Source organism: Enterococcus sp. AZ104 (genome assembly GCF_050546705.1).
In the GTDB taxonomy this organism is placed as follows: domain Bacteria; phylum Bacillota; class Bacilli; order Lactobacillales; family Enterococcaceae; genus Enterococcus; species Enterococcus faecalis.
Genome location: NZ_CP172952.1, coordinates 825,151 through 842,500 on the forward strand (window position 1 = coordinate 825,151; position 17,350 = coordinate 842,500).

Genomic DNA, 17,350 nt, shown 5'->3' on the forward strand with positions numbered 1-17,350 from the left:
CGCAGAGCATCTTGAAAAATTCTAGAAATTATTTACGAGTGATCACCTTAATCTATTGTATCTATATGTGGTTATTTGCTACGCATTTTCATTTTATGGCGTTGAACGTGTTGTTAGCCTATATTCCAATTGAACTTAGTTATCTTTTAAACGCAGAAAAACGTAAAAGGGATTGGTTGATAGGTTTTGCTTGGTTAATTTTTTATCCTAATGCGCCGTACCTATTTACGGATTTTTTTCATTTAGAAACGCTATCTATTTATCGAGGCTTTAATACGATTTTTGCAAACCAAATTGGTGATTGGTGGGCGTTTGTTTGCTTAACCAGCGGGATTGTTATATATGGGCTTTTAGGGATGAAAACAGTAACAACTGTTAGCCAGAAATTGCAAAGTTATTGCGTCTATAGAACAATTGTAGTCTTTCAAGCCAGCCTTCATTTCTTGTCTGCTTTGGCGATTTATGTTGGACGTTTTGATCGATTACACAGTGTCTATCTTTTTATGAGTCCAATTGAAACAGTGAAAATTATCTTTTTTGACTGGTCCCTTCAAAAATTAATGTTTATTTTATTAATGATGTTTCTACAGATGCTGTTGTTTGGGTTAATCCAATTATTAGGAAAAGAAGAAGCAATGTAAAGCTTTTTCTTTTTTTATATCTGCAAAACACGAACATTATATAGAAAAATATATATAATAGTTAATATTTTGTTGTAAAAAGATAGCGATTCTCTTATAATCAAAGAGTAATTATTCGAAAACATGGATTTTAAGGGAGAGAAGTGCAATTATGAATACGTTTTTCAAATTAAAGGAAAACAAGACAACGGTGTCGACTGAAATAATGGCGGGGGTCACGACTTTTTTTGCAATGAGTTATATTTTATTTGTTAATCCGTCCATTCTTTCAGAAACAGGGATGCCTTTTCAGGCTGTTTTTTTAGCGACCATTATTGCTTCAATCATCGGTACATTAATTATGGGGCTGTTTGCTAATGTACCTTACGCTCAAGCACCGGGAATGGGACTCAATGCTTTCTTTACGTTTACGGTCGTTTTTGGGATGGGGTATACATGGCAACAAGCATTAGCAATGGTTTTTATTTGTGGTTTGATTAACATTTTGATTACAGTGACAAAAATTCGCAAAATGATTATTAAAGCAATTCCAGAGAGTTTACAACATGCTATTGGTGGTGGGATTGGAATTTTTGTCGCTTATGTAGGGTTGAAAAATGCTGGCTTACTAAGTTTCACAGTACAAGCAGAACCTCAAAATGGTGTTGTGAATGGTTCGAGTATCGTGCCCGCTTTAGGAAATTTTGATAATCCAGCCATTATTTTGGCGGTAATTGGGTTAGTTTTAACAACGATTTTAGTTGTCACGAATGTTCGTGGGGCTATTTTAATTGGCATTGTGGTTACTACGTTAGTCGCAATTCCAATGGGGGTGGTAGACACTGCTTCGGTTGATTGGCATGCTAATTCGTTGGGCAATTCATTTAAAGAATTAGGTACAACTTTTGGCGCTGCTTTTGGTGCTGAGGGCTTACAGTCATTGTTTAGTGATTCTTCAAAAATTCCTCAAGTTTTAATGACCATTATTGCCTTCAGTTTATCAGATACGTTTGATACAATTGGAACATTTATCGGTACGGGACGTCGAACAGGGATTTTCTCTAAAGAAGATGAATTAGCTTTAGAAGATAGTAAGGGCTTCAGCACTAAAATGGACAAAGCTCTATTTGCAGATGCTATTGCAACATCTATCGGTGCGATTTTTGGTACATCGAATACGACAACTTATGTAGAAAGTGCAGCAGGAATCGGTGCGGGTGGTCGAACAGGTTTGACATCGGTAGTGGTAGCAATTCTATTTGCCCTAAGTAGTCTTTTTTCACCACTTATTGCTATTGTACCAGCACAAGCTACGGCTCCAGCGTTAATTTTAGTGGGAATTATGATGTTAGCTTCTTTCAAAGACATCAATTGGACGGATTTAGAAGATGCGATTCCAGCATTTTTTGCTTCAATTTTCATGGGATTATGTTATAGCATCTCTTATGGGATTGCTGCGGGGTTCATCTTTTATGCAGTGGTGAAAGTAGTCAAAGGAAAAGCCAAAGAAGTTTCACCAATTATTTGGGTCATTGATGCGTTGTTTATCTTAAACTTTGTAATCTTAGCTATTTTATAGTAAACAGAAGTGAGGCTAAGATAACAGCGGTTAGCTTTGAAGGTGTTGCATTTATTCAGCTGTTTATCTTAAGCCCAAGTGTTAAGAAGTCTGGCAGATTGGTCGTTTTGACCGGTCTGTCAGACTTTTTTTAAAAGAATTTTCTTTTGAGAGATTCACTCTTTTAGAGTATAGTGGTAGGTGAAGAGGTGATAAGGTGGATAAAAGTATGAAAATAAAATGGAAGCAGAATTTGTTAGTCGCATGGATTGGTTGCTTTTTTACAGGGGCGAGTATTAGCTTAGTTATGCCGTTTATTCCAGTATATGTTGAACAATTAGGGACGCCTAAGAGTCAAGTAGAGTTGTTTTCTGGATTGGCAATTTCTGTCACGGCATTTGCTGCTGCGATTGTTGCACCGATTTGGGGAAATTTAGCTGATCGAAAAGGTCGGAAAATTATGATGATTCGGGCTGCAGCAGGAATGACGATCACAATGGGGGCGTTAGCATTTGTCCCTAATGTATACTGGCTGTTGATTATGCGTTTTATGAACGGGATTTTATCCGGCTATATTCCTAACGCAACAGCGATGATTGCGTCGCAGGCGCCAAAAGAGAAAAATGGCTGGGCTCTAGGGACATTATCAACAGGTGCAATTGCTGGGACGTTAATTGCGCCATCGATTGGCGGTGCGTTGGCACAGTGGTTTGGAATGGAAAATGTCTTTATTATTACCGGCGTTATTTTATTCATTACAACGTTGTTGACTATCTTTTTAGTTAAAGAAGATTTTCAACCAGTTGAGAAAAAGGATTTATTAACGACGAAAGAAATTTTTAGTAAGATGGATCATGTTTCAGTATTGATTGGTTTGTTTGTGACTACGTTAATTTTACAATTAGGAATTACAAGTATCAGCCCAATCTTAACGCTATATATTCGATCTTTAAGTGGCGATACAGAGAATGTATTATTTGTTAGTGGTTTGATTGTTTCGATTGCCGGCGTTTCAGCAATTATTTCTTCTCCAACTTTGGGAAAAATTGGGGACCGCATTGGGAACCAAAAAGTTTTATTAGGCGGATTAATTCTTTCTTTTATTTGTTACATTCCCATGGCGTTTGTGCAAACACCTTTTCAGTTAGGTGTTTTACGATTCCTTCTAGGTTTTTCAACAGGTGCTTTAATGCCATCAATTAATACGTTAATTAGTAAAATAACGCCAACAGAGGGCGTAAGTAGAGTTTATAGTTACAATCAGATGTGTAGTAATTTCGGTCAAGTTTTAGGGCCGATGGTAGGGTCGACAGTTGCCCATGGTTTTGGCTATTCTTCTGTTTTTCTGGTAACCGCTTGTTTCGTTTTAGGAAACATTGGGCTGTCCTTCTTTAATTTCCGAAAAGTTTTAAATAAAAAGCTCTAAACAGTTGAAAAGATAAAAAAACCAGTTACAATAACTTTAGTAACTGGTTTTTTCTTATTTAACAGGTTTGGTTTCTTTCGGTACTGCAAAGTGTGCAATTAATAAAATAATAACGGCTGTTGCCAACGATAGAATCGTTGTCATTTTAAAGTCGTATGAACCACCAGATAATGCACCGCCGATATATCCAACGACTTGGCCTAATGCGAAGGTCCAGAAAAATACAACAAGATAACGCATATGAGCACCTCTTTTCTAGCTCTTAGTTTAGCATATTTTCTTTAAAAGTAAAGAATCCGCGATAGGAAAATAAGAGAAGAGGCAAAAAATAGCAAGGATTCAAAAAGGAGCTGTCCAATGTCATTTCCACAATTACATACCGTTACTTCCTATTCGCTTTTATCTAGTACGGTTAGGATTCGTTCCTATGTAAAACAAGCGAAAGCGTTAGGTTATCAAACATTAGCGATTACCGATATCAATGTCTTGCATGGGGCGGTTGAATTTTATGAAGCATGCCAAGAAGCGGGAATTCAACCAATTATCGGTTTAAGATTAGAATATACCCCAGCAGAAAAAGAAGGGCATTCCGAGTTGCTTTTATTTGCTAAAAATTTAAAAGGTTATCAGCAATTAATGCAACTATCTAGCAGCAAAATGACAACAGAGGGTCCCTTTTACTTAGCGGAACATCAATCCTTATTAAGTGATTTATTTGCCGTGACTTTGTCAGCTAAAGGAGAAGTCGCCCAAACATTTTTTGAAGATGAACAACAAGCGGTTCACGCTTTCCAACAACTTGCTTCATATTTTGATCCCCAGTCGTTATTTGTTGAACATTCTTTTTCAATGAATCAACAACGCAATCCAGCGCTCTTTTCTTTTTACCAAAGAGAACAATTACCTGGCGTGGCTTTGCAAGAGGTACGTCATTTAACAAGGGAAGAAGGCTTTGCCGTAACTGTTCTTGAGAGCATCAAAGAAAATAATCAATTGAATATTACAAGCCAAACACCGGAAATAGAAGGTCTGAATTACTTGCGTGAAGCAGAGACGACGATGGAACAAATGCTTCAAATAGCTGGTGCAGAAGTGGTCCAGAATACGATTCAGCTAGCTGAAAATTGCCGAGTTGACATTCCTTTACATCAAAAATTATTACCGCATTTTCCTGTGCCTGATAATCAAACGGCTGGTTCTTATTTACGCACATTGTGTTTAGAAAAATTACCAGAAAGAGTGCCTCATCTAAATGAAGTTTACCAAAAACGATTAGAAAAAGAGTTAACCATCATTCACAATATGGGCTTTGATGATTACTTTTTAATCGTTTGGGATGTGATGGACTTCTGTCATAACAATCAAATTGTTACAGGCGCTGGCCGAGGTTCAGCTGCAGGCTCTTTAGTGTCCTATGTGCTATCAATTACAGATGTAGATCCAATCAAATATGATTTGCTCTTTGAACGTTTTTTGAATCCGGAACGCTACACGATGCCCGATATTGATTTAGATATTCCTGATAATCGGCGGGAGGAAGTTTTAGCTTATGTCAGTCAAAAATATGGTCATTATCACATGGCGCAAATCGCCACGTTTGGTACGATGGCTGCGAAAATGGTTTTACGGGACGTTGCACGTGTTTTCGGGTTGTCCCAGAGTGAAGCGAATCGTTGGTCGGCAGCTGTCCCCAACAAGCTGAAAATTACGTTAGAAGAAGCATACCAAGAGTCAAAACGGATGCAAGAATTGGTCAATTTTTCACCAAATAATCAATTGCTCTATAAAACAGCTGTTCAGCTAGAAGGATTGCCTCGCCATGTTTCTACGCACGCAGCAGGTGTGGTAATTAGTGATGAAAATCTTTTGAATTTGGTTCCGTTACAACCAGGATCGAATGAAATTTTATTGACCCAATTTACTATGAATGATGTTGAAAAAATTGGTCTTCTGAAAATGGATTTCTTGGGCTTAAGAAATTTATCCATCATTGATGATACCCTCACAGCTGTTAAACGCGTCTATAATCGAACCATTCGTTTAAATCAGATTCCATTAGATGACGAAACAACGCTGGCTTTATTTAGAAAAGGGGAAACAAGTGGCGTTTTCCAGTTTGAATCTGCTGGAATTCGGAATGTATTAAGAAAATTAGGGCCAACTAGCATTGAAGATATTGCTGCTGTCAATGCCCTGTATCGTCCTGGTCCGATGCAAAATATTGATGTTTTCATCCGCCGGAAAAAAGGCTTGGAACAAATTAGTTATCCAGAGCCTAGTCTCGCCCCCATTTTGGAAAATACGTACGGAATTATTGTTTACCAAGAGCAGATTATGCAAGTTGCTGCGAAAATGGCTGGCTTCTCTTTAGGGCAAGCTGACATTTTACGTCGGGCCATTAGTAAAAAGAAAAAAGATGTGCTAGATGAAGAACGGAATCATTTTGTTAATGGTGCGTTACAACAAGGCTATCCCCAAGAAACAGCTAACCAAGTGTACGATTATATTGAGCGCTTTGCTAATTATGGCTTTAACCGCTCGCATGCATTTGCCTATTCCTTTATTGGTTTTCAAATGGCTTACTTGAAGGTTCATTATCCGAGTGCTTTTTATGTCGCATTGTTGCATTCTGTTCGTCATAATCCAACAAAAATTAAAGAATATATTGGCGAAGCTAGAAAAAACAAGCAGACGATTTTGCAGCCGTCAATTAACCAAAGTCACTACAGCTTTTACCTAAATCAGCAACAGCAAATTTTATTTGGTTTTAGTTCTTTAAAAGGAATCCGCCGAGACTTCATTCAAAATATTTTAAATGAACGCCGAGAAAATGGACCGTACAAAACGTTCGATGAGTTTCTTTTGCGAATTGACCGTAAGTGGTTGAAAGTTGAAAATATCGAACCATTGATTGCCATCGGTGCATTTGACGAAATTGCGCCCAATCGCCGTCAATTAGCGGTAGGTTTAGAGAGTAATATCCAAAGTATTCTTCTCAGCGGTGGTAGTATGGATTTGTTAGAAACGTTGAAGCCCAAGGAAGAAGAAATTGCCGATTATCCGCTAGAAGAGCGACTAGAACAAGAAGAACAATATTTAGGGGTCTATTTATCAGGACATCCGACAGAAGAGTTCAAAAAAACACGCTTAGCCAAGCAAACGCAACTTGTTCATGAACTTGTTGAAAATCAGCCCACGAAATTATTGATTTATGTCAAAAACATTCGGACGATTCGGACCAAAAAGGGAGAACAAATGGCCTTTGTTGATGGGGATGATACAACAGGAAGTATTTCACTAACGTTGTTCCCAACTGTTTTTCGCCAGTTAAGACAGAGTGTCGAGAAAGGGCAAGTTTATTATGTGGAAGGAAAAGTGGAACGCAGTACGTACAATCAAGAATTGCAAATATTGGTTCAACGAATAGAAAAAGCGCAACAAGTAGAAACATCAATTAGTGACGAAACGTGTTTTATCAGAATTACAAAAGATGTCGAACAAACGGACGTTTTTCAGAAAATGAAAGAGGTACTCAGTCGTCATGCTGGACACATTCCAGTGATTGTCTATTTTGAAAAAACAGGAAAGAAAATAGTATTAAATGAAGAAAATTGGGTCGCTCATACAAGCGCTAGTCAGCAACAATTAGCTTACGTTTTAGGTGAGCAAAACGTCATTTTCAAATGATTTACGGTAAAAAATACTAGTTGTTTTCAACTTTTTTCATTTTTTTCTTCTTAACTCAAGACATTTTGGTTCTTTAATGGTAAAATGAATGACGTAATATTTTTGTATATCAATTTTTGCGAAAAGGTTTCTTTTGGCAGTTGAAAGTATATTATATGAGGTGAAATAGCGAATGAAACGCATTGGTATTTTAACCAGCGGGGGAGATGCCCCTGGAATGAACGCTGCAATTCGTGCAGTCGTACGCAAAAGTATTTTTGATGGAATCGAAGTTTACGGTATTAACTATGGATTTGCCGGTTTAGTCGCAGGCGACATCCGTCGTTTAGATGTTGCTGACGTTGGCGATAAGATTCAACGTGGTGGAACATTCTTGTACTCTGCTCGTTATCCTGAATTTGCTACTGAAGAAGGGCAATTAAAAGGAATCGAACAATTGAAAAAATTCGGTATTGAAGGCTTAGTTGTTATTGGTGGAGACGGTTCTTATCATGGCGCAATGGCTTTGACAAAACGTGGTTTCCCCGCTGTTGGAATTCCTGGAACAATTGATAATGATATTCCTGGAACAGATTTCACAATCGGTTTTGATACAGCGATTAACACTGTTTTGGAATCAATTGACCGAATTCGTGATACAGCGACTTCTCATGTTCGTACATTCGTTATCGAAGTAATGGGACGTAACGCTGGTGATATCGCATTGTGGTCAGGCGTGGCAGGCGGAGCAGATGAAATCATTATTCCTGAACATGATTTTGATATGAAAAACGTTGCCAAACGTATTCAAGAAGGCCGCGACCGCGGGAAAAAACATTGCTTAATCATTTTAGCAGAAGGCGTAATGGGCGGAAATGAATTTGCTGATAAACTTTCTGAATACGGTGATTTCCATACGCGTGTATCAATTTTAGGACACGTGGTTCGTGGGGGCTCGCCAAGTGCTCGTGACCGTGTATTAGCAAGTAAATTTGGGTCATATGCTGTTGAACTTCTAAAAGAAGGCAAAGGCGGTTTATGTATCGGTATGTTAGATAACCAAGTAGTTGCAGCTGATATTATTGACACGTTAGAAAACAATAAACACAAACCAGATTTATCTCTTTATGAGTTAAATCATGAAATTTCTTTTTAATCTTGTATATTAGCTAATCTTATTAGCTTTGTATAAACAAATTTGGAATAGGAGCGTTTTAGTAATGAAAAAAACGAAAATCGTATGTACGATTGGACCAGCTAGTGAATCCGTTGATATGCTAGTAAACTTAATTAATGCAGGTATGAATGTTTGCCGTTTGAACTTTTCACATGGTGACTACGAAGAGCATGGTGCTCGTATTAAAAACATTCGTGAAGCTGTAAAAATTACAGGGAAACGCGTAGCGATCTTACTAGATACAAAAGGTCCTGAAATCCGCACAAATGACATGGAAAATGGCGCAATCACAATGAAAATTGGTGACTCAGTACGTATTTCTATGACAGAAGTTTTAGGAACAAATGAAAAATTCTCAATCACTTATCCAGAATTAATCAATGATGTAAACGTAGGTTCACACATTCTTTTAGATGATGGTTTAATTGATTTAGAAGTAACTGATATCGACCGTGATGCAAACGAAATCGTAACAGTTGTTAAAAACGAAGGCGTCTTGAAAAACAAAAAAGGCGTTAACGTACCAGGCGTTTCTGTAAACTTACCAGGGATCACTGAAAAAGATGCTAACGATATCCGTTTCGGAATTGGTCAAGGAATTGACTTTATCGCAGCTAGCTTCGTTCGTCGTGCTTCTGACGTTTTAGAAATCACTAAAATTTTAGAAGAAGAAAACGCAACACACATCCAAATCATTCCTAAAATCGAAAACCAAGAAGGTATCGATAATATCGATGAAATCTTAAAAGTTTCTGATGGTTTAATGGTTGCTCGTGGTGACATGGGTGTTGAAATTCCAACAGAAGATGTTCCAGTTGTCCAAAAAGCTTTAATTAAAAAATGTAATGCTTTAGGTAAACCAGTTATCACTGCAACACAAATGTTAGATTCAATGCAACGTAACCCACGTCCAACACGTGCGGAAGCAAATGACGTAGCAAACGCAATCTACGATGGAACAGATGCAGTAATGTTATCAGGCGAAACTGCAGCAGGGGATTACCCATTAGAAGCTGTTCAAACAATGGCTCGTATTGCAGTTCGTACAGAAGAAACATTAGTTAACCAAGATTCATTCGCATTGAAATTATATAGCAAAACAGATATGACTGAAGCAATCGGACAATCTGTTGGCCATACAGCACGTAACTTGGGTATCCAAACAATCGTTGCGGCAACAGAATCAGGCCATACAGCACGTATGATCTCTAAATACCGTCCAAAAGCACATATCGTTGCAATTACGTTCTCAGAACAAAAAGCACGTAGCTTATCATTATCATGGGGTGTTTACGCAACAGTTGCTGACAAACCATCAAGCACAGATGAAATGTTTAATTTAGCTTCAAAAGTATCACAAGAAGAAGGTTATGCTTCAGAAGGTGATTTAATCATTATCACTGCTGGTGTTCCAGTTGGCGAAAAAGGCACAACAAACTTAATGAAAATTCAAATGATCGGTTCTAAATTAGTTCAAGGTCAAGGTGTCGGCGAAGAAGCAATTATTGCAAAAGCCGTTGTGGCAGGAACTGCTGAAGAAGCAGTTGCTAAAGCGACTGAAGGAGCTATTTTAGTTACAAAAACAACAGATAAAGAATACATGCCAGCAATTGAAAAAGCATCAGCATTAGTTGTTGAAGAAGGTGGTTTAACTTCTCATGCAGCTGTTGTAGCGATTGCGCAAAATATTCCAGTTATCGTAGGTGCTGCAGATGCAACATCATTAATTAATAATGACGAAGTGATTACTGTTGATCCTCGTCGTGGTATTGTTTACCGCGGAGCAACAACAGCTATCTAAGTCTAATTAATTCAATCATTTGATTTTAAGCAATATGTACTCGGACGCAAAGCTGGGACAAACCGATTCGTCAGTTTGTCTCAGCTTTTTTTACAAGGAAGACAGTAGTACGAAATGTTCAGAAAACACGTATTCAGTAAATAAAGAGTTGGGCGCAAATAGTAAAATTATGTCTTAGTTTTAAATTATCTATGTTATTTCACACAAAAATTTTGTTATTTAATTAAATAAGCGCTAAGCTATCTTCAACAGAAAAACAATTATAAAAAAAACGAAAGAAAAACAGGAAATAAGAAAGGGCTGTCAAGAAAATTTCATTGACAAAGCTTTCATACCCCTGTATAATAGCTTTTGTTGCTTAGGAGTGATAATTATGAAGTGGTCTTTGTTAGAATTAAATAAATACAAAGAAGAGCCGCTAGTGTTTTCAGAAACATTGCATCTTAAAGAAGAGCTTCTTCAACGAGATGATACCTTGTTGGATGTAAGTCCAATCAAAGTAGAAGGCTTATTAGCAGTCAATAAATCAGAATATTTACTTCATTACACTATTCAGGTAACTGTAACCGTTCCTTCATCCCGTTCTTTAGAACCTGTAGCTTTGCCAATGCAAATCACGGTCGATGAAGTCTTTATGACAAAAGAACAAATGGATACAAGAGATGAACGATTTGCAGCTGAAGAGATTATTTTATTGGACAAGCCAACAATTGATTTAGATGAATCTGTCGAAGACAACATTCTATTGTCCATTCCAATTCAAGTGCTTACAGAAGAAGAACAAAACAGTCAAGAAATGCCAAGTGGCAATGACTGGGAAGTGATTTCAGAAGAAGCATATTTGGAAAGTAAGCAGAAAGCAGCAGAACAAACAGTGGATCCTCGTCTGGCTAAACTATCAGAATTACTCAGCGATAATGCTGAAGAGGAAGATAACAGCTAGGTTGGAATATATTGTGTATGTAAATACACGCATCTTTACAAGGAGGTGGAACAACAATGGCAGTACCAGCTAGAAGAACTTCTAAAGCGAAAAAAGCAAAACGTCGCACACACTACAAATTAACAATCAAAGGCTTAAATGCATGCTCAAACTGTGGTGAAATGAAAAAAAGCCATCACGTATGTCCAGCATGTGGTCACTACGATGGAAAAGACGTAATGTCTAAAGAAGCATAAGCATAAAAACATTTTTTGAAATGTTGAATCCCCTAGGCTAACCATGGAGCCTAGGGGATTTGTATTTTTTTAAGAAAATATGAAGAAATTGGAAATTTATTGGCACTATATTGTTTTCATATGAAAGATAGTGCGTTATAATAGTGAGGATTATAAGAGAATGCTCATAGAATTTTCGTTGATTATAATATAGGAGGTCATAAAATGACAAAACAACAATTTGGCGTAGTCGGCATGGCTGTCATGGGAAAAAATCTTGCTTTAAACATTGAAAGCAGAGGCTATACAGTTGCGCTGTATAACCGTACAGGATCAAAAACAACAGAAGTGGTTGAAGAACATCCTGACAAAAACTTTCAAGCAACATACTCAATTGAGGAATTTGTGAATGCAATTGAAAAACCTCGTCGAATTATGTTGATGGTTAAAGCTGGACCTGCAACAGATGCGACAATCCAAGAATTGTTACCACACCTTGATAAAGGCGATATCTTAATTGATGGCGGTAATACGTTCTTCAAAGACACAATGCGACGTAATGAAGAACTAGCAAACTCAGGAATTAACTTTATTGGTACTGGCGTTTCTGGCGGAGAAGAAGGAGCCTTGAAAGGACCATCTATCATGCCTGGCGGACAAAAAGAAGCGTATGAGTTAGTTGCGCCAATTCTTGAAAAAATTTCAGCTAAAGCAGAAGACGGTGAACCATGTGTGACTTACATTGGCCCAAATGGTGCTGGACATTATGTAAAAATGGTTCATAATGGGATTGAATATGGGGACATGCAATTAATTGCTGAATCCTACGATTTAATGAAACAAATCTTAGGTTTATCTGTTGATGAAATGGCAGAGATTTTCAAAGAATGGAACGAAGGCGAATTAGACAGTTACCTTATCGAGATCACGGCTGACATTTTGACACGTAAAGATGATGAAGGAACCGACCAACCAATCGTTGATGTTATTCTTGATGCAGCAGGCAACAAAGGAACAGGTAAATGGACAAGCCAAAGTGCGTTAGATCTTGGTGTACCATTACCATTAATTACAGAATCAGTATTTGCACGTTTTATTTCGGCTTACAAAGAAGAACGCGTAAAAGCAAGTGGCATTTTATCAAAACCTGCAGCCTTTAACTTTGCAGGCGATAAAAAAGAATTGATTGAAAAAATTCGCGAAGCATTATACTTTAGTAAATTAATGAGTTATGCGCAAGGTTTTGCACAACTCCGTGCAGCTTCTGAAGAATACGGATGGGATTTACCATTTGGTGAAATTGCAAAAATCTGGCGAGCAGGTTGTATTATCCGTGCACAATTCTTACAAAAAATTACCGATGCATATGAAAAAAATCCAGCACTTGAAAACTTGTTGTTAGATGAATACTTTGTAGAAATTACGAAAAAATATCAACAAGCCGTTCGTGAAGTTGTTGCGATTGCTGTTCAAGCAGGTGTTCCTGTACCAACATTCTCATCTGCAATTGCTTATTACGATTCTTATCGTTCAGATCGCTTACCAGCGAATTTAATTCAAGCACAACGTGATTACTTCGGTGCTCATACGTACGAACGCACAGACAAAGAAGGAATCTACCATTACAGCTGGTACAACGAAGAATAAACACGCTGGAGACCATGAGTGTGGCTCACCATGCTCATGGTTTTACTGTGGCTTAAAAAAGAACCAGACAGATTGAGTAGTAATTCTCTAATAAGTAGTAAGGAATAAAAAGGTTGAGCTTGAGTATAGCTTTTAAAGAGAAAGGACAATTAATCAAATGAGCAACATTTTAATTATTGAAGATGAAAAGAACTTAGCGAGATTCGTTGAGCTTGAATTAAAACATGAGGGGTATACGACAGAAGTACACTACAATGGTCGTACAGGATTGGAAGCCGCTCTTAACAACGAATGGGATGCTATCCTTCTTGATTTGATGTTACCAGAATTAAATGGATTAGAAGTATGTCGCCGTGTTCGCCAAGTGAAAAATACACCAATTATTATGATGACTGCGCGTGATTCAGTAATTGACCGTGTTTCTGGCTTAGACCATGGAGCGGATGATTATATTGTTAAACCATTTGCAATTGAAGAATTGTTAGCTCGTTTACGTGCGTTACTTCGTCGTATTGATATTGAGGGCGATAAAAACGTTGCAAAACAAACAACGATTACATATCGTGACTTAACAATTGAAAAAGAAAATCGTGTCGTTCGTCGTAATTCTGAAATGATTGAATTAACAAAACGCGAATACGAATTACTATTAACGCTAATGGAAAACGTGAATGTTGTCTTGGCACGTGATGTGTTACTAAATAAAGTTTGGGGCTATGAAACAGAAGTAGAAACAAACGTTGTGGATGTGTATATCCGCTACTTACGAAATAAAATTGACGTACCTGGAGAAGAAAGCTACATCCAAACTGTCCGTGGAACTGGCTACGTTATGCGTTCGTGAGAACTAATTAATGAAAAGAACGATTAAAAAAGAACTGGAAGGCCCATCTTTAACTATAAAGTGGGCTTTCGCAAGTTCTTTCTTTATATTTGTAGTTTTTACCATTTTTGCGGTGATTACCTATAAGTCTTCGGTCAGTCTTATTGTTGCCAAAGAAAAGGAAAATGTCGAAGCAACGATTGCAGAAGTAACAAATCGATTAGCTAATGCCAATGAAAATTTAACGGTAACAGACGTTTTTGACTATTTAAAAACGCCGAGTGAAAGAGATGAAAACTACTATAATAAGCATACAGCAGTAGAAGGTTCGTTTATGGAAATGGACAGTTTCATATCTGAACTAGGACAACCAGAACTTTATTTATCTGTGTATGACACAAACCAAAAGCTAGTTTTTAAAACACAAAATGAATATGATAAGTTATTACAATTGGATCGACAATTACCTGTTGTTCGAACCGTTTTTGATAAAACCGGTTTTTATTCCGTGGAACCTATTTTTTCAAAAGAAACACGAGAAAAGATTGGCTATATTCAAGCGTTTTATGAACTTTCTTCTTTTTATGAAATTCGTAATCATTTATTATTAACACTTGTAGTTTTAGAAGTGATTTCTCTGATTGTAAGTAGTGTCTTAGGCTTTATCCTCTCTTCTTATTTCTTAAAACCATTAAAAGTATTGAGAGACACGATGGATACAATCCGCAAAGACCCGCAATCAGATGTCCACATGCCGGAGATTAATACGAGAGATGAGTTAGCAGATATCTCGGAAATCTTTAATGAAATGTTAGATCGTATGAGACGCTATATCGAACAACAAGAGCAGTTTGTTGAAGATGTTTCCCATGAATTAAGAACGCCCGTTGCGATTATGGAAGGTCATTTAAACCTTTTAAATCGTTGGGGGAAAGACGATCCTGAAATTTTAGATGAATCATTAAAGGCCAGTTTACAAGAAATTAGTCGTATGAAGAGCTTGGTCCAAGAAATGCTTGACCTTTCACGCGCTGAACAAGTGGACACCCAATATGCAAATGAACGAACAGATGCTAAACAAGTAGTCTACCAAGTATTTAATAACTTCCAATTGGTTTATCCTGAGTTTCATATCACATTAGATGACGATTTACCAACCGAAGTTGAACTGAAAATCTATCGTAATCACTTTGAACAATTGCTAATTATTCTATTAGATAATGCGATTAAATATTCAACAGATCGAAAAGAAGTGCATATTTCCATTTCTCGAACGATGAATGAATTTGAAATAGCTGTGCAAGATTTTGGTGAAGGAATCACTGAAGAAGACTTGGAGAAAATATTTGATCGATTCTATCGAGTAGATAAAGCCCGTGCAAGAAATAAAGGCGGTAATGGCTTAGGACTATCAATTGCAAAACAATTAGTCGAAAACTATAAAGGACGTATTGATGCAGAAAGCGTATTGCATCAAGGAACGATCTTTAGAATTTTTATTCCAATCGCTGGAATAAAAGAAGAGAGCAACGTACAATAAAGTACGTTGCTTTTTTTACGAATGATTAACGAACATTTCAGTAAGAGAAAAGGGATTATAAGATAAAGAAACGAATGTTTTCTTTGCAGAAAATATTTATCGTTCGAAATTGAAAAAAATGTTATTTTTCTGCAAAATAATAGTTGCGTTTTAGAAAAATCCTTGGTATATTAATATCTGTTCTGACAAACAGTTCGTTAAGAAAAAAGTTTTAAAAAGTTAAAAATTTTTCTTGACGAAAAGATAAATAACATGTTAGAATAACAAAGTCGTTAAAGAGATTGCTTTTAAATCAATCATTTGATCAAAAAAACTTGTTATAAAATAACAAAAAAGTTTTAAAAAGTTGTTGACAAACAACTGAGATAATGATAAGATATAGAAGTTGTCACAACAGACGGCAACGACCGAGCAAAACAACTTAAAGAACTTTTTCAAAAAAGTTCTTGACATTCAAACGAAAGTTTGTTATGATATAAAAGTTGCTGCGAGGTAACGTAGACCTTTGAAAACTGAACAAAGAATAGACGAACCAAATGTGTAGGGCGTCTTGATTCAATTCAAGACAACAAACATTTTTAACAAGCAAGCAATATGCTAGCAAACAAATTGAGCTTAACAATCGCAAGATTGTTCTAACTTTTATTATGAGAGTTTGATCCTGGCTCAGGACGAACGCTGGCGGCGTGCCTAATACATGCAAGTCGAACGCTTCTTTCCTCCCGAGTGCTTGCACTCAATTGGAAAGAGGAGTGGCGGACGGGTGAGTAACACGTGGGTAACCTACCCATCAGAGGGGGATAACACTTGGAAACAGGTGCTAATACCGCATAACAGTTTATGCCGCATGGCATAAGAGTGAAAGGCGCTTTCGGGTGTCGCTGATGGATGGACCCGCGGTGCATTAGCTAGTTGGTGAGGTAACGGCTCACCAAGGCCACGATGCATAGCCGACCTGAGAGGGTGATCGGCCACACTGGGACTGAGACACGGCCCAGACTCCTACGGGAGGCAGCAGTAGGGAATCTTCGGCAATGGACGAAAGTCTGACCGAGCAACGCCGCGTGAGTGAAGAAGGTTTTCGGATCGTAAAACTCTGTTGTTAGAGAAGAACAAGGACGTTAGTAACTGAACGTCCCCTGACGGTATCTAACCAGAAAGCCACGGCTAACTACGTGCCAGCAGCCGCGGTAATACGTAGGTGGCAAGCGTTGTCCGGATTTATTGGGCGTAAAGCGAGCGCAGGCGGTTTCTTAAGTCTGATGTGAAAGCCCCCGGCTCAACCGGGGAGGGTCATTGGAAACTGGGAGACTTGAGTGCAGAAGAGGAGAGTGGAATTCCATGTGTAGCGGTGAAATGCGTAGATATATGGAGGAACACCAGTGGCGAAGGCGGCTCTCTGGTCTGTAACTGACGCTGAGGCTCGAAAGCGTGGGGAGCAAACAGGATTAGATACCCTGGTAGTCCACGCCGTAAACGATGAGTGCTAAGTGTTGGAGGGTTTCCGCCCTTCAGTGCTGCAGCAAACGCATTAAGCACTCCGCCTGGGGAGTACGACCGCAAGGTTGAAACTCAAAGGAATTGACGGGGGCCCGCACAAGCGGTGGAGCATGTGGTTTAATTCGAAGCAACGCGAAGAACCTTACCAGGTCTTGACATCCTTTGACCACTCTAGAGATAGAGCTTTCCCTTCGGGGACAAAGTGACAGGTGGTGCATGGTTGTCGTCAGCTCGTGTCGTGAGATGTTGGGTTAAGTCCCGCAACGAGCGCAACCCTTATTGTTAGTTGCCATCATTTAGTTGGGCACTCTAGCGAGACTGCCGGTGACAAACCGGAGGAAGGTGGGGATGACGTCAAATCATCATGCCCCTTATGACCTGGGCTACACACGTGCTACAATGGGAAGTACAACGAGTCGCTAGACCGCGAGGTC

Annotated in this window: 12 protein-coding genes and 1 rRNA gene (1 of these 13 cut by a window edge); 12 read left to right on the forward strand and 1 reads right to left on the reverse strand. The window is 38.2% G+C overall.

Annotated features, from left to right (window positions below):
• Positions 1–65 precede the first annotated feature (65 nt).
• From IGJ37_RS04010 to IGJ37_RS04020, 3 genes are all read left to right on the forward strand, one after another.
• Complete coding sequence (locus tag IGJ37_RS04010; RefSeq protein ID WP_325815071.1) at positions 66–641, forward strand: DUF1361 domain-containing protein; 576 nt, start codon at positions 66–68, stop codon at positions 639–641.
• Between the two features lie 151 nt (positions 642–792).
• Positions 793–2,199, forward strand: a complete 1,407-nt coding sequence (locus IGJ37_RS04015) for an NCS2 family permease (RefSeq protein ID WP_002355943.1) — start codon at positions 793–795, stop codon at positions 2,197–2,199.
• Positions 2,200–2,407: 208 nt separating this feature from the next.
• Positions 2,408–3,604 (forward strand): multidrug efflux MFS transporter, encoded by a 1,197-nt coding sequence (locus tag IGJ37_RS04020; protein WP_002381323.1) that lies wholly within the window; start codon positions 2,408–2,410, stop codon positions 3,602–3,604.
• Between the two features lie 54 nt (positions 3,605–3,658).
• On the opposite strand, the gene IGJ37_RS04025 is transcribed toward IGJ37_RS04020, so the two are convergent.
• Positions 3,659–3,844, reverse strand: a complete 186-nt coding sequence (locus IGJ37_RS04025; RefSeq protein ID WP_002355945.1) for a YjzD family protein — start codon at positions 3,842–3,844, stop codon at positions 3,659–3,661.
• A gap of 117 nt (positions 3,845–3,961) precedes the next feature.
• Here IGJ37_RS04025 and dnaE point away from each other — a divergent pair, with 117 nt between their 5' ends.
• From dnaE to IGJ37_RS04070, 9 genes are all read left to right on the forward strand, one after another.
• A complete protein-coding gene (dnaE, locus tag IGJ37_RS04030; RefSeq protein ID WP_002379216.1) occupies positions 3,962–7,291 on the forward strand; it encodes a DNA polymerase III subunit alpha in 3,330 nt (1,109 codons plus the stop codon).
• 172 nt (positions 7,292–7,463) lie between these two features.
• Positions 7,464–8,426: a 6-phosphofructokinase gene (gene pfkA, locus IGJ37_RS04035; RefSeq protein ID WP_002355947.1), complete on the forward strand. Its 963-nt coding sequence runs from the start codon at positions 7,464–7,466 to the stop codon at positions 8,424–8,426.
• A gap of 64 nt (positions 8,427–8,490) precedes the next feature.
• A complete protein-coding gene (gene pyk, locus IGJ37_RS04040; protein ID WP_002355949.1) occupies positions 8,491–10,248 on the forward strand; it encodes a pyruvate kinase in 1,758 nt (585 codons plus the stop codon).
• 373 nt (positions 10,249–10,621) lie between these two features.
• Complete coding sequence (locus IGJ37_RS04045; protein WP_002363429.1) at positions 10,622–11,191, forward strand: YceD family protein; 570 nt, start codon at positions 10,622–10,624, stop codon at positions 11,189–11,191.
• A gap of 56 nt (positions 11,192–11,247) precedes the next feature.
• A complete protein-coding gene (rpmF, locus tag IGJ37_RS04050) occupies positions 11,248–11,427 on the forward strand; it encodes a 50S ribosomal protein L32 (RefSeq protein ID WP_002355952.1) in 180 nt (59 codons plus the stop codon).
• 204 nt (positions 11,428–11,631) lie between these two features.
• Positions 11,632–13,053, forward strand: a complete 1,422-nt coding sequence (gene gndA / locus IGJ37_RS04055; protein WP_002355953.1) for an NADP-dependent phosphogluconate dehydrogenase — start codon at positions 11,632–11,634, stop codon at positions 13,051–13,053.
• 157 nt (positions 13,054–13,210) lie between these two features.
• A complete protein-coding gene (locus IGJ37_RS04060; RefSeq protein ID WP_002355954.1) occupies positions 13,211–13,897 on the forward strand; it encodes a response regulator transcription factor in 687 nt (228 codons plus the stop codon).
• A 10-nt stretch (positions 13,898–13,907) separates the two neighbouring features.
• Entirely contained in the window at positions 13,908–15,416 is a 1,509-nt protein-coding gene (locus IGJ37_RS04065; RefSeq protein ID WP_002363430.1) for a HAMP domain-containing sensor histidine kinase, read from the forward strand.
• A gap of 643 nt (positions 15,417–16,059) precedes the next feature.
• A 16S ribosomal RNA gene (locus IGJ37_RS04070) occupies positions 16,060–17,350 on the forward strand; it runs 270 nt beyond the window's last position.

Excerpts from the sequence above, each read along its gene's own strand:
- IGJ37_RS04025 (WP_002355945.1), bottom strand. The coding sequence starts at position 3,844 with ATGCGTTATCTTGTTGTATTTTTCTGGACCTTCGCATTAGGCCAAGTC.
- IGJ37_RS04065 (WP_002363430.1), top strand. The coding sequence starts at position 13,908 with ATGAAAAGAACGATTAAAAAAGAACTGGAAGGCCCATCTTTAACTATA.
- pyk (WP_002355949.1), top strand. The coding sequence starts at position 8,491 with ATGAAAAAAACGAAAATCGTATGTACGATTGGACCAGCTAGTGAATCC.
- rpmF (WP_002355952.1), top strand. The coding sequence starts at position 11,248 with ATGGCAGTACCAGCTAGAAGAACTTCTAAAGCGAAAAAAGCAAAACGT.
- IGJ37_RS04020 (WP_002381323.1), top strand. The coding sequence starts at position 2,408 with ATGAAAATAAAATGGAAGCAGAATTTGTTAGTCGCATGGATTGGTTGC.
- IGJ37_RS04010 (WP_325815071.1), top strand. The coding sequence starts at position 66 with ATGTGGTTATTTGCTACGCATTTTCATTTTATGGCGTTGAACGTGTTG.
- IGJ37_RS04060 (WP_002355954.1), top strand. The coding sequence starts at position 13,211 with ATGAGCAACATTTTAATTATTGAAGATGAAAAGAACTTAGCGAGATTC.
- IGJ37_RS04015 (WP_002355943.1), top strand. The coding sequence starts at position 793 with ATGAATACGTTTTTCAAATTAAAGGAAAACAAGACAACGGTGTCGACT.
- IGJ37_RS04045 (WP_002363429.1), top strand. The coding sequence starts at position 10,622 with ATGAAGTGGTCTTTGTTAGAATTAAATAAATACAAAGAAGAGCCGCTA.
- gndA (WP_002355953.1), top strand. The coding sequence starts at position 11,632 with ATGACAAAACAACAATTTGGCGTAGTCGGCATGGCTGTCATGGGAAAA.
- pfkA (WP_002355947.1), top strand. The coding sequence starts at position 7,464 with ATGAAACGCATTGGTATTTTAACCAGCGGGGGAGATGCCCCTGGAATG.
- dnaE (WP_002379216.1), top strand. The coding sequence starts at position 3,962 with ATGTCATTTCCACAATTACATACCGTTACTTCCTATTCGCTTTTATCT.